This is a genomic window from Cedecea sp. P7760 (genome assembly GCF_013386425.1).
GTDB classification, from domain to species: Bacteria; Pseudomonadota; Gammaproteobacteria; order Enterobacterales; family Enterobacteriaceae; genus Cedecea; species Cedecea selenatireducens.
This window is the reverse complement of sequence record NZ_JACARU010000061.1, coordinates 1-13,303: the sequence shown is the minus strand read 5'-3', so window position 1 is coordinate 13,303 and position 13,303 is coordinate 1. Positions and strand designations below refer to the sequence as shown.

Sequence of the window (13,303 nt, the reverse complement as noted above, 5' to 3'; positions counted from 1 at the left end):
TAAATGTTTCTATATATTTCCTCCTGTACGTGATTGCTCCCGCACTTTTCACCCCCCTGTGGTTATAATCCGCGCGCTAAAAAGCGGGCTGGCAAAGCCCGAATCTTCCAGTTGATACACAGGGATACTGTATGCAAATACTCATGGGATTGGTCGGCATGGCCTCGCTGATGCTGATCGCCGTTTTACTGTCCAGCAACCGTAAAGCGATTAACCTGCGTACCGTCATTGGCGCGTGGCTGATTCAAATCGGCATCGGGGCGCTGATCCTTTACGTACCCGTCGGACGTAAAGTTCTGCTCGCGATGTCAGAAGGGGTGGCTAACGTCATCGCCTACGGCAATTCAGGGATTTCCTTCCTGTTTGGCGGGCTGGTTTCTGACAAAATGTTTGAAGTCTTCGGCGGCGGCGGCTTTATTTTCGCGCTGCGCGTCCTGCCGATCATCGTCTTCTTCTCCTCGCTTATCGCCGTGCTTTACTACCTGGGCGTAATGCAGCTGGTGATCCGCGTGCTTGGCGGCGGCCTGCGCAAGGTACTGAAAACGTCCCGGACCGAATCGCTGTCGGCGACGGCGAACATTTTCGTCGGCCAAACCGAAGCGCCGCTGGTGGTACGTCCTTATATCGCCACCATGACCCGCTCTGAACTGTTTGCCGTGATGTGCGGGGGCCTGGCCTCTGTTGCAGGCTCCGTGCTGGCGGGTTATGCGCAAATGGGCGTGCCGCTGGAATACCTGATCGCCGCGTCCTTTATGGCCGCGCCGGGCGGGCTGCTGTTTGCCAAGATCATGCTGCCTGAGACGGAAACTCCGAACGACACGCCGGAGCTGGAGTCGATGAAAAACGATCCGGATCGCCCGGCTAACGTGCTGGACGCGGCGGCGTCTGGCGCAGCCTCCGGGATGCAGCTGGCGCTGAACGTGGGGGCGATGCTGCTGGCGTTTGTTGCGCTGATTGCCCTGCTGAACGGGATGCTTTCCGGGATTGGCGGCTGGTTCAATTATCCACAGCTTTCTCTGGAGCTGATGCTCGGCTGGGTGTTCTCTCCGGTGGCCTGGCTGATTGGCGTGCCGTGGAGCGAAGCCAACGTGGCTGGATCGTTTATCGGTCAGAAGCTTATCATCAACGAGTTTGTCGCCTACCTGAACTTTGGCGCTTACCTGAAAGATGACGCCGAGGTTGCGGCGGCGGGCCTGCAGGTACTTTCTGGTCACACCAAGGCGATTATCTCCTTCGCGCTATGTGGATTTGCTAACCTTTCTTCTATCGCCATCCTGATTGGCGGCCTGGGCAGCATGGCACCAGCCCGTCGGCATGATGTGGCCCAGCTGGGCATGAAGGCCGTGGCGGCGGGGACGCTGTCTAACCTGATGAGCGCCACCATCGCCGGGCTTTTCCTGGCGCTGTAAGGTGCAATAAAAATGTTATAATAATAACATTGCGCGGTAACCAATGGCTGGCGCCCTGCCGGCCATTTTCTTGCGACCAGGCGCAATTTAGCGCGTTATTTTGTTTCTTTAATCACATATACTCTCTGAAAGCTTGCAATTCACTCTTTGGCTTTTGTGAGGCGAGACACAAAATTGCATCGGTGGTGGGTGTTAGAATTCTAACATTGCAACCGGCAATGTGCGGTGAGAAGGATCTCAACGTGAGGGTGACCGAGGTGACCACTCTTCTTCAAGGAACCAAGTCCGCTCCAACGTGTTGAGTTTCCGGGCCGGAGACTTTTTTACCTTTTGTTGGAGAGCGTTATGACCGATTTAACCCAAAGCAGCCTGCGTGCGCTGAAACTGATGGATCTGACTACCCTGAACGACGATGACACTAACGAGAAAGTCATCGCTCTGTGCCATCAGGCAAAAACCCCAGTCGGTAACACAGCTGCGATTTGTATCTACCCGCGCTTTATCCCAATCGCCCGCAAGACCCTCAAAGAGCAGGGCACGCCGGACATCCGCATTGCGACCGTGACTAACTTCCCGCACGGTAACGACGATATCGACATCGCGCTGGCAGAAACCCGCGCCGCTATCGCCTACGGTGCTGACGAAGTGGACGTAGTTTTCCCTTACCGTGCGCTGATTGCCGGTAATGAGCAGGTTGGCTTTGACCTGGTGAAAGCGTGTAAAGACGCCTGTGCCAGCGCTAACGTGCTGCTGAAAGTGATCATCGAAACCGGCGAGCTGAAAACCGAAGAACTGATCCGCAAAGCTTCTGCTATCGCCATTAAAGCGGGCGCAGACTTCATCAAAACCTCTACCGGTAAAGTGCCGGTTAACGCGACCCCTGAAAGCGCCCGCATCATGATGGAAGTGATCCGCGATATGGGCGTGGAAAAAAACGTGGGCTTCAAACCGGCCGGTGGCGTTCGCTCCGCTGAAGATGCCGCGCAGTTCCTGGCTATCGCGGACGATCTGTTCGGTGCCGACTGGGCCGACTCCCGCCACTACCGCTTCGGGGCTTCCAGCCTGTTGGCCAGCCTGCTGAAAGCGCTGGGCCACGGGGACGGTAAAAGCGCCAGCAGCTACTAATTGCTCGTCATACTTCAAGCCGCAGGTGCGTAAGCTGCACTCCCTCACCCCAGTCACTTACTTCAGTAAGCTCCTGGGGATGAGCTCTTTTGCTGCCTTCCTGCGACTCGAATTATCTAGAGTAATCTTTAATTGCGGCGGGTTTTCCGCCGCTCCTTACCCGCATTTCCCAGGGGGTTGCCGTGTTTCTCGCACAAGAAATTATTCGTAAAAAACGTGATGGCCTGGTACTGAGCGACGAAGAGATTCGTTTCTTTATCAACGGCATTCGCGACAACACCGTCTCTGAAGGGCAAATTGCTGCTCTGGCGATGACCATTTTCTTCCACGACATGACCATGCCGGAAAGGGTCTCGCTGACGATGGCGATGCGGGATTCCGGTACCGTGCTGGACTGGAAAAGCCTTAATCTCAACGGCCCGATTGTGGATAAACACTCCACCGGCGGCGTGGGTGACGTGACCTCGCTGATGCTTGGCCCTATGGTGGCAGCCTGTGGCGGTTATGTACCTATGATTTCAGGCCGCGGCCTGGGACACACCGGCGGGACGCTGGATAAGCTGGAGGCGATTCCGGGTTTTGATATCTTCCCGGACGATAACCGCTTCCGCGACATTATTAAGGACGTCGGCGTGGCCATCATCGGCCAGACCAGCTCTCTGGCACCGGCGGACAAACGTTTCTATGCTACCCGTGACATTACCGCGACGGTGGACTCTATTCCTCTTATTACCGCTTCAATCCTGGCGAAGAAACTGGCCGAAGGGTTGGATGCGCTGGTGATGGATGTGAAGGTAGGCAGCGGCGCATTTATGCCGACCTACGAGCTTTCAGAGCAGCTGGCCGAAGCTATCGTTGGCGTTGCCAACGGCGCTGGCGTGAAGACTACCGCCTTGCTGACGGACATGAATCAGGTGCTGGCTTCCAGCGCGGGTAACGCCGTGGAAGTCCGTGAAGCGGTGCAGTTCCTGACTGGTGAATACCGCAACCCGCGTCTGTTCGACGTCACGATGGCGCTGTGCGTGGAAATGCTAATTTCCGGCAAGCTTGCCAAAGACGATACGGAAGCTCGCGCGAAGCTTCAGTCCGTGCTGGATAACGGTAAAGCGGCTGAGGTGTTTGGCCGGATGGTTGCCGCGCAGAAAGGCCCGAGCGACTTCGTTGAAAACTATGCGAAGTACCTGCCAACGGCGATGCTGAGCAAGGCGGTATATGCCGAAGCGTCCGGTTTTGTCTCGGCGATGGATACCCGCGCGCTGGGTATGGCGGTGGTGTCGATGGGCGGCGGTCGTCGTCAGGCTTCCGATACTATCGATTACAGCGTCGGCTTTACCGATATGGCCCGTCTGGGTGAATCTATCGACGCTGAGCGCCCGCTGGCCGTTATCCATGCGAAAGACGAAGCCAGCTGGCAGGAAGCGGCGAAGGCGGTGAAAGCGGCAATCAGGATTGACGAAAAAGCACCGCTGGAAACACCAACGGTCTATCGTCGAATCACCGAATAACGGTATACTGATCTGATCCCTATTTTATAGAGCACAAGGTACGGAGAATAATATGAAACGTGCGTTTATTATGGTGCTGGACTCGTTCGGCATCGGTGCTACCGAAGACGCTGAGCGCTTCGGAGATGTCGGCTCTGATACTTTCGGTCACATCGCGGAAGCTTGCGCCAAAGGCGAAGCTGACAAAGGCCGTAAAGGGCCTCTGACCCTGCCTAACCTGACTCGTCTTGGCCTGGTTAAAGCCCACGAGGGCTCTACCGGGAAAGTTGCCGCAGGCATGGACCCTGACGCAGAAGTTATCGGTGCGTACGCCTGGGCACATGAGCTTTCCTCCGGCAAAGACACCCCGTCTGGCCACTGGGAAATCGCCGGCGTGCCGGTGCTGTTTGACTGGGGCTACTTCAGCGACCACGAAAACAGCTTCCCGCAGGAGCTGCTGGACAAACTGGTCAAGCGTGCCAATCTGCCGGGCTACCTCGGTAACTGCCACTCTTCCGGGACCGTGATTCTGGACGAACTGGGCGAAGAGCACATGAAAACCGGGAAACCGATTTTCTACACCTCCGCTGACTCCGTGTTCCAGATTGCCTGCCACGAAGAAACCTACGGCCTGGATAAGCTTTATGAGCTGTGCGAAATCGCGCGTGAAGAGCTGACCGAAGGCGGCTACAACATTGGCCGCGTTATCGCTCGTCCGTTTGTTGGCGATAAAGCTGGCAACTTCCAGCGTACCGGCAACCGTCACGATTTAGCCGTTGAGCCGCCTGCCGCAACCGTGCTGCAGAAATTGGTTGATGAGAAGCAGGGCCAGGTGGTTTCCGTGGGTAAAATTGCGGACATCTACGCCAACTGCGGTATCACCAAAAAAGTGAAGGCAACCGGCCTGGACGCGCTGTTTGACGCGACCATCAAAGAGATGAAAGAAGCCGGTGACGAGACTATCGTTTTCACCAACTTCGTTGACTTCGACTCCTCCTGGGGCCACCGTCGCGATGTGGCAGGCTACGCGGACGGCCTTGAGCTGTTCGATCGTCGTTTGCCAGAGCTGATGTCGCTGCTGAAAGAGGACGATATTCTGATCCTCACCGCGGACCACGGCTGTGACCCGACCTGGCAAGGTACCGACCACACTCGCGAACACATTCCGGTGCTGATCTACGGCCCGAAAGTGAAAGCCGGTTCTCTGGGGCACCGCGAAACCTTCGCGGACATCGGCCAGACGGTAGCGAAGTACTTCGGTCTTTCCGACATGGACTACGGCAAAAACATGCTGTGATCCCTTTGGGCGGGCGTTTGCCCGCCTGATTGCTAACTTTTTAAATCAAGGAATACACAATGGCTACGCCACACATTAATGCGGAAATGGGCGATTTCGCTGACGTAGTACTGATGCCGGGTGACCCGCTGCGCGCTAAGCACATCGCGGAAACCTTCCTGGAAGACGTGCGTGAAGTGAACAACGTGCGCGGCATGCTCGGTTTCACCGGGACTTACAAAGGCCGTAAGATCTCCGTGATGGGCCACGGCATGGGCATTCCATCCTGCTCTATCTACGCTAAAGAGCTGATCACCGACTTCGGCGTGAAGAAAATTATTCGCGTAGGCTCCTGCGGCGCGGTACGTGCAGACGTTAAGCTGCGCGACGTGGTTATTGGCATGGGCGCGTGTACTGACTCCAAAGTAAACCGTCTGCGCTTCAAGGATCACGACTTCGCGGCTATCGCGGACTTCGATATGGTTCGTAACGCGGTTGACGCGGCTAAAGCGCTGGGCGTTGACGCTCGCGTGGGCAACATCTTCTCTGCAGACCTGTTCTACACGCCAGATCCGTCCATGTTCGACGTGATGGAAAAATACGGTATCCTGGGCGTGGAAATGGAAGCGGCCGGTATTTACGGCGTTGCCGCAGAGTTCGGTGCTAAAGCGCTGACCATCTGTACCGTGTCTGACCACATCCGTACTCACGAGCAGACCACCGCCGCTGAGCGTCAGACCACCTTCAACGACATGATCAAAATTGCTCTGGAATCCGTCCTGCTGGGCGACAAAGAGTAAGTTTTTCTTCTCGTTTCAAAGGCGCCTGAGGGCGCCTTTTTTATGTCTGGTATCTATTCATTTTATTTCTCATCTTTAGCGAATAGCCTTTACCAGACAGGGTATTTTGGCTATAAATCAATTCAAGTATCTATTCATGAATCTATTCATATGAGCGAGCTAACCGACCTCCTTCTTACCGGTCCACTTCCTGGCAGGGCGCTGGCCCAACGGCTGGGTATCAGTCAGGCGACCTTCTCTCGCCGGGTTTTACTTGAGCCGGACGTCATAAAGTTTGGCCAGGCCCGAGCGACGCTTTATGGACTGAGGCATCCGGTAAGGCAGCATCGGGAATTTCAGCTGTGGCAGATTGATGACGCCGGTAAAGCGTGGGACTTTGGCGTGCTTTATCCTGTGTGGCCGAGGGGAAGCTGCCTGGTTGTGCATAACAACGGGGATAGCCGATGGTTTGACGGTTTGCCGTGGTATCTCAACGATCTCCGCCCGCAGGGTTTTTTGGGGCGAGCCTGGGGACGCGAGCTGGCTAAAAATAGCGATCTGCCCGAGGATATCCGGCTGTGGCGGGAAGAAGACGTGCTTTTTGCCCTCTCTGCGCAGCGGCTGGAAAACCTGGGCGGATGGCTGGTCGGCGAAGAGAGCTACCGCCGCTGGACACAAACAGTCGGTCTCAAGCCTATTGCTCTCGATGAGCGCCTTGAGGCTTACGCTGAGCTTGCTCACCGGGCAATAGACGGCGAAATTGTAGGTTCAACTGCCGGAGGAGAGCAGCCTAAATTCTCCTGCTACAGTGAAACGCTTTGCGGGCCACGGCATGTCATCGTCAAGTTCACCTCGCCCATACGAAACGATAACCAGCGCCGCTGGGTAGATTTACTGACCTCCGAGTGCAGTGCTTTAGCGCTATTAAATCAAATGGGTATCCCTGCCGCCCGGTGTGACCTGCTCTCGGCTGAAAGCGGGCAGGTCTTCCTTGAGGTTGAACGCTTTGACTGTGCCGGTACTTTCGGACGACGTAGCATCGTGTCTCTTGAAAGCGTGCAAAGTGAATATGCCGCGGGCGTACTTAGCTGGCCTAAGGCCGTCGCACGTCTAAAAGAAGAGGGTATGGTTGAGGCCGCCACGCTTCGGCAGGTGCAGCGAATTTGGGCTTTTGGCCGGCTGACAGGTAACAGCGATATGCATGCCGGGAATCTCTCCTTCTTTTTGTCCGACCGTCCGCTCGAGCTAACGCCGGTCTACGATATGCTGCCTATGGCCTGGGCGCCGGGCAGTTCGGGCAATATGCGGGAGGGCGGCATTGAAATTAATATTGATGCCGAAGTTCCCGGCGAAATATGGCTGGAGATGCAGCCGTGGGCACAGCGTTACTGGCGTGAGCTAAGCCTTAATTTGAAAATAAGCGAGCCATTCCGGCAAATAGCGGCAGGAATGGCCGGGCAAGTAGGCCAGTTAAGCGAGCGGCTTAAACGTCTCGCTTAACGAACCGCCTGGGCAATCCACGCCGAAAGCTCTTTCAGTTCGGCTTCCTGTTCCGGGAAGCTGTAGATCAGCGTTTCGCACTCCTGCTGCAGTAAAATACTGCGATACAGGCAGCCTTTTAGCCGGGCTGCCAGCGCTTCAAGCGGGGCAGGATTAAGGCTATCGGTGAACACCTGGGCGCGGGTGATATGCCCTTTCTCAACGTCAAAATGGAGTTCGACGCCGCCCCAGCTAAAGCGGTTATCCAGCAGATGCGTAAAGGCTGGCGCCTGGCCAAAGTTCCATTCCCAGCTGCTCTGGCGTGCAAAAGTATCGGCAAAACCCGGCAGGTCAGGCAGCGCCTCGGGCGAGATATGCTCTGCTTCAACGCGTTCGCCATAGTGGGCGAAGAAAGCCTCCGTTATCGCCTCGGCTATCTGCTCGTGGGTCAGTCCCGGCTTGATATCGCTGAGGTTTGCGACGCGGCCTCTCACCGAGGTAATGCCCTTAGCCTGCAGTTTTTTCGGATCGGGATTGAGGTAGTTTGCCAGGCGGCTAAGGTCGGCATTCAGCAGCAGGGTACCGTGGTGGAAGCCGCGATCCATGGTTTCGCGGTAGGCCGATCCGGAAATTTTACGCGTTCCCTCAGTGGTTTCGACCTCAAGATCGTTACGCCCGGAAGCGGTGGCATTCAGGCCAAGGCTTTCCAGCGCGCTCAACACGATAGACGTGGAAATACTCTTGTCGTATTCCGGCTTGCCGGCCATAAAAGTGAAGCAGGTATTGCCGAGGTCGTGGAACACCGCACCGCCGCCGCTGCTGCGTCTTGCCAGCCGAACGTTGTCCTGCTCCATTCGCCCGGTATTACACTCTTTCCAGGGGTTTTGGGCGCGGCCAATAACCACCGTGTCCGCATTACGCCACAGGAACAGAACCCGCTGAGTGGCGGGCATCTGCCGAAAAATTGTCTCTTCAACGGCCAGGTTAAACCACGGGTCGTAAGAGTCAGATATAAGCAAACGCAAAGTCGACATAGCAAAGATCCTTTTCCCAGAAGAATGGCGCCATCTTAGCATGACGCCATCACCGAGCATTTACCGTGGGAGCTTTACTTAGACTCGTCTTCCTCCGTTACCTTCTTATTGGCGGTCAGCAGGAACGGTGATTGCTGCCAGCGGGTGCGCTTGCCGTGCAGCAGCGTGCGGGTGAGAACGATGCCGATCGCGACCGCGAGCAGCAGCATCAGGCGCAGAATATTAGTGGTGTTGTCCACCTGCTTGGCTTCGGTGGCGAGAGTATGCGTATCCAGCGTAATTCGCAGGTAGCCGATGGGGCCGCTTTTATCCGCGATAGGTTCGACGATTTGCTGGTTGAAGTAGCTGCCGGCTTTTTGGCCATCCAGCGCCAGGCGGTCGCGAACCTCGATATTTTCCCCCGCACGCGCAATTTGATCGCCTTCGCTGTCATACACGGCGGCATCAAGCACGCGGCTATCCCTGGTCAGCAGGTTGAGCACGGTCGAGATGCGTTTTTCATCAGGGTTTTCGGTTTTCATGACCGGCACCAGATTAAACGCTACCTGGCGGGAGAGGGTGCGGGCCAGCTCTTCCATCTGAACGTTTCGCGCCTGCTGGCTGCCCCGGCTAAACCAGGAGGCACCCTGCATCAGCGCGACTAAAAGTGCGAGGCAGGACAGCACAATCACTGCGCGGTGGAGCCGAAATTTAAATTTTACCCGAACCATGATGCACCTTTGGAAAATTGCGTACTTTAATGTTGCCAGAAGCAAGGCGGACAAGGTAGCCTCATGCGTTGTTTTTACCCGGATACCTTTCTGCCATTTTCCCGGATTCCGACGGCGCAAGGGTATGTTTACTTGATTCTGGAGCCGCAATGCCAAACAGTTTGACCTGGTGCGATTTGCCTAACGATGTTTCACTTTGGCCTGGGTTGCCGCTTTCCCTGAGCGGTGACGAAGTGATGCCGCTGGACTACCGCGCCGGCCGCAGCGGCTGGCTCCTGTACGGACGTAATCTGGACAAGCAGTGCCTGAACAAATACCAGCGTAAGCTGGGCGCGGCGATGGTGATTGTGACCGCCTGGTGCGTGGAAGATTACCAGGTTATTCGCCTGGCTGGCTCTTTAACGCCGCGCGCGACCAAACTTGCGCATGAGGCCGGGCTCGACGTTGCGCCACTGGGCAAAATCCCGCATTTAAAAACGCCTGGCCTGCTGGTCATGGACATGGACTCTACCGCCATTCAGATCGAGTGCATCGACGAGATTGCCAAACTGGCGGGAACGGGTGAAATGGTGGCCGAAGTCACCGAACGCGCAATGCGCGGCGAGCTGGACTTTACCGCCAGCCTGCGCCAGCGCGTGGCGACCCTCAAAGGTGCCGATGCCAATATTCTGCGCCAGGTTCGTGATGAACTGCCGCTGATGCCGGGGCTGAAATCTCTGGTGCAAAACCTGGATATCCTGGGCTGGAAAGTGGCGATTGCTTCCGGCGGGTTCACCTTCTTTGCGGAATACCTGCGCGATACGCTGAACCTGACGACGGTGGTTGCCAACGAACTTGAAATTTGCGACGGCAAGCTGACCGGCGAAGTGCTGGGGCAGATTGTGGACGCTAAATTTAAAGCGGTAACCCTGAAGCGGCTGGCCGAAAAATATGAAATTCCCGCCGCGCAGACCGTAGCGGTTGGCGACGGGGCCAATGACTTACCGATGATCCATGCCGCAGGCCTGGGCATTGCCTATCACGCTAAGCCGAAGGTGAATGAGAAGAGCGAAGTCAGCATCCGCCACGCGGATCTGATGGGCGTGTTCTGCATCCTTTCCGGCAGCCTGATTCAGGAAGAACGCTAACAAGAGGTATAAAGGTGGCGAAAGCTCCAAAACGCGCATTTGTTTGTAACGAGTGTGGTGCGGATTACCCGCGCTGGCAGGGGCAGTGCAGCGCCTGTCACGCGTGGAATACCATTACCGAAGTGCGCATCGCCGCTTCTCCTCAGGTTGCCCGCAACGAGCGTCTTTCCGGCTACGCCGGGAGCGCGGGCGTCAACCGTGTTCAAAAGCTTTCAGATATCAGCCTTGAAGAGCTGCCGCGTTTTTCCACCGGTTTTAAAGAGTTTGACCGCGTGCTGGGCGGCGGCGTGGTGCCGGGAAGCGCTATCTTAATCGGCGGCAACCCGGGTGCGGGGAAATCGACGTTGCTGCTGCAGACGCTTTGCAAGCTGAGCGAGCAAATGAAAACCCTGTACGTCACCGGCGAGGAGTCACTCCAGCAGGTGGCGATGCGTGCGCACCGCCTGGGTCTGCCGACGCAAAACCTCAATATGTTGTCGGAAACCAGCATCGAACAGATCTGTGCGATCGCCGATGAAGAACAGCCGAAGCTGATGGTGATCGACTCGATCCAGGTGATGCATATGGCGGACGTGCAGTCTTCGCCGGGCAGCGTGGCCCAGGTGCGTGAAACCGCAGCCTACCTGACGCGCTTTGCGAAGACGAAAGGTGTGGCTATCGTGATGGTCGGGCACGTGACCAAAGATGGCTCCCTGGCGGGGCCAAAGGTTCTCGAGCACTGTATCGACTGCTCGGTAATGCTCGACGGCGATGCCGATTCTCGCTTCCGTACTCTGCGTAGTCATAAAAACCGCTTTGGCGCGGTGAATGAATTGGGCGTGTTCGCGATGACCGAGCAGGGGCTGCGTGAAGTGAGCAACCCGTCAGCCATCTTCCTGAGCCGCGGCGATGAAGTGACGCCGGGCAGCTCGGTGATGGTGGTCTGGGAAGGAACTCGCCCGCTGCTGGTAGAGATTCAGGCGCTGGTGGATCAGTCGATGATGTCCAACCCTCGCCGCGTGGCCGTGGGCCTGGAGCAAAACCGTCTGGCGATTTTGCTGGCCGTGCTGCACCGTCACGGTGGCCTGCAAATGGCCGACCAGGACGTGTTCGTGAACGTGGTCGGTGGCGTGAAAGTTACCGAAACCAGCGCCGATCTGGCGCTGCTGCTGGCGATGGTTTCCAGCTTACGGGACAGAGCCTTGCCGCAGGATTTAGTGGTGTTTGGCGAAGTCGGGCTGGCCGGCGAAATCCGCCCGGTACCCAGCGGCCAGGAACGCATTTCCGAAGCGGCAAAACACGGCTTCAAGCGTGCGATTGTGCCGCAGGCCAACGTACCGAAAAAAATTCCTGAAGGGATGCAGGTCTTCGGCGTGAAAAAACTTGCTGATGCGCTTTCTGTATTCGACGACTTATAATTGAGTAACTTGCGGGAATCGTTCCCGCTCCGGCAGGAGGCAGCGCGTGTCGTCATTCGACTATATTAAAACGGCTATTCGTCAGCAGGGGTGTACCTTGCAGCAGGTGGCGGATGCCAGCGGCATGACTAAAGGCTACCTGAGCCAGTTACTGAACGCGAAAATCAAAAGCCCCAGCGCGCAGAAACTGGAAGCGCTGCACCGCTTCCTGGGGCTGGAATTCCCGCGCCGCGAAAAGAAAGTCGGCGTGGTGTTCGGCAAGTTTTATCCCCTGCATACCGGGCATATCTACTTAATCCAGCGCGCCTGTAGCCAGGTGGACGAGCTGCATATCATCATGGGCTACGATGAGCCCCGCGACCGCGCCCTGTTTGACGATAGCGCGATGTCCCAGCAGCCAACCACCGGCGATCGTCTGCGCTGGCTGCTGCAAACGTTTAAATACCAGAAGAATATTCGCATTCACTCCTTTAACGAGGAGGGGATGGAGCCTTATCCACACGGATGGGACGTCTGGAGCCGAGGTATCAAGGCGTTTATGGACAGCAAGGGGATTTCCCCTGATCGAATCTATACCTCGGAAGAAGGGGATGCGGCAAAGTTTACCGAGCATCTCGGCATCGAAACGGTGGTTGTCGATCCCAAGCGCACTTTTATGAACATTAGCGGAACGCAAATCCGCGAAAACCCGTTCCGCTACTGGGAATACATTCCTACCGAGGTAAAACCGTTCTTTGTGCGCACCGTGGCGATACTGGGCGGCGAGTCGAGCGGTAAGTCATGGATGGTGAATAAACTCGCCAATATCTTCAACACCACCAGCGCCTGGGAATACGGCCGCGACTACGTCTTCTCTCACCTTGGTGGGGACGAAATGGCCCTGCAGTATTCCGACTATGACAAAATTGCCATCGGCCACGCGCAGTACGTCGATTTTGCGGTGAAATACGCCAATAAAGTGGCGTTTATCGACACCGATTTTGTGACTACTCAGGCCTTCTGCAAGAAGTATGAGGGGCGCGAGCACCCGTTTGTGCAGGCGCTGATCGACGAATACCGCTTCGATCTGGTTATCCTGCTGGAAAACAATACGCCGTGGGTGGCGGACGGTTTACGCAGCCTCGGCAGCGACGTAGACAGAAAATCGTTCCAGAACCTGCTGGTGGATATGCTCCAAGAGAACAACATCGACTTTATTCACGTTGAGGAGTCTGACTATGACTCACGCTTCCTGCGCTGCGTGGATCTGGTGAAAGAGATGATGGGCGAGCAGCGATAAAGAATGGGTTGTCGATCGGTCTCGAATCCCTGTGGTTATGTAGGTTCGACGAATATTCCGTTCACTTCTAGTCCTATTTTATATGTAGCCACCGAACCGGTGAACGTCTCGGGAGAATCACCGTCATTCCCCCGAGACCCCGGACTCCCGGCCAAATAAATCGACCGCTAAAGCGGCAGACCTCCGTTTTATCTCCCAGTCCTG

The 13,303-nt window shown here is 56.3% G+C and carries 11 protein-coding genes; 9 read left to right on the top strand and 2 right to left on the bottom strand.

Annotated elements, in window-relative coordinates; all coding sequences use genetic code 11:
• Positions 1-131 precede the first annotated feature (131 nt).
• The 6 genes from HX778_RS19535 to yjjJ all read left to right on the top strand — a co-directional run bounded on the left by HX778_RS19535 (position 132) and on the right by yjjJ (position 7,573).
• The gene (locus HX778_RS19535; protein ID WP_038475786.1) at positions 132-1,409 is read left to right on the top strand and encodes a NupC/NupG family nucleoside CNT transporter; all 1,278 of its coding nucleotides are present in this window, start codon (positions 132-134) and stop codon (positions 1,407-1,409) included.
• A gap of 345 nt (positions 1,410-1,754) precedes the next feature.
• Complete coding sequence (gene deoC / locus HX778_RS19530) at positions 1,755-2,534, top strand: deoxyribose-phosphate aldolase (RefSeq protein ID WP_176982818.1); 780 nt, start codon at positions 1,755-1,757, stop codon at positions 2,532-2,534.
• Positions 2,535-2,716: 182 nt separating this feature from the next.
• The gene (gene deoA, locus HX778_RS19525; RefSeq protein WP_038475781.1) at positions 2,717-4,039 is read left to right on the top strand and encodes a thymidine phosphorylase; all 1,323 of its coding nucleotides are present in this window, start codon (positions 2,717-2,719) and stop codon (positions 4,037-4,039) included.
• A gap of 52 nt (positions 4,040-4,091) precedes the next feature.
• On the top strand, positions 4,092-5,315 hold the full coding sequence (gene deoB, locus HX778_RS19520) for a phosphopentomutase (RefSeq protein WP_176982817.1): 1,224 nt from the start codon (positions 4,092-4,094) through the stop codon (positions 5,313-5,315).
• A gap of 59 nt (positions 5,316-5,374) precedes the next feature.
• The gene (deoD, locus tag HX778_RS19515) at positions 5,375-6,094 is read left to right on the top strand and encodes a purine-nucleoside phosphorylase (protein ID WP_008460099.1); all 720 of its coding nucleotides are present in this window, start codon (positions 5,375-5,377) and stop codon (positions 6,092-6,094) included.
• A 150-nt stretch (positions 6,095-6,244) separates the two neighbouring features.
• Positions 6,245-7,573 (top strand): type II toxin-antitoxin system HipA family toxin YjjJ, encoded by a 1,329-nt coding sequence (yjjJ, locus tag HX778_RS19510; RefSeq protein ID WP_176982816.1) that lies wholly within the window; start codon positions 6,245-6,247, stop codon positions 7,571-7,573.
• On the opposite strand, the gene lplA is transcribed toward yjjJ, so the two are convergent.
• Together lplA and HX778_RS19500 are read right to left on the bottom strand one after the other, a co-directional pair.
• Positions 7,570-8,586, bottom strand: a complete 1,017-nt coding sequence (gene lplA / locus HX778_RS19505; protein ID WP_038475768.1) for a lipoate--protein ligase LplA — start codon at positions 8,584-8,586, stop codon at positions 7,570-7,572. The genes yjjJ and lplA overlap by 4 nt on opposite strands.
• A 74-nt stretch (positions 8,587-8,660) precedes the next feature.
• Positions 8,661-9,296: a YtjB family periplasmic protein gene (locus HX778_RS19500; RefSeq protein ID WP_038475764.1), complete on the bottom strand. Its 636-nt coding sequence runs from the start codon at positions 9,294-9,296 to the stop codon at positions 8,661-8,663.
• Between the two features lie 149 nt (positions 9,297-9,445).
• Here HX778_RS19500 and serB point away from each other — a divergent pair, with 149 nt between their 5' ends.
• Genes serB through nadR form a run of 3 tightly spaced genes read left to right on the top strand, consistent with a single transcriptional unit; the run spans position 9,446 to position 13,099 of the window.
• A complete protein-coding gene (serB, locus tag HX778_RS19495) occupies positions 9,446-10,423 on the top strand; it encodes a phosphoserine phosphatase (RefSeq protein ID WP_038475761.1) in 978 nt (325 codons plus the stop codon).
• A gap of 14 nt (positions 10,424-10,437) precedes the next feature.
• Complete coding sequence (gene radA, locus HX778_RS19490) at positions 10,438-11,820, top strand: DNA repair protein RadA (RefSeq protein ID WP_176982815.1); 1,383 nt, start codon at positions 10,438-10,440, stop codon at positions 11,818-11,820.
• A 46-nt stretch (positions 11,821-11,866) separates the two neighbouring features.
• On the top strand, positions 11,867-13,099 hold the full coding sequence (gene nadR / locus HX778_RS19485) for a multifunctional transcriptional regulator/nicotinamide-nucleotide adenylyltransferase/ribosylnicotinamide kinase NadR (protein WP_038475755.1): 1,233 nt from the start codon (positions 11,867-11,869) through the stop codon (positions 13,097-13,099).
• The last annotated feature ends 204 nt before the right edge of the window (positions 13,100-13,303 follow it).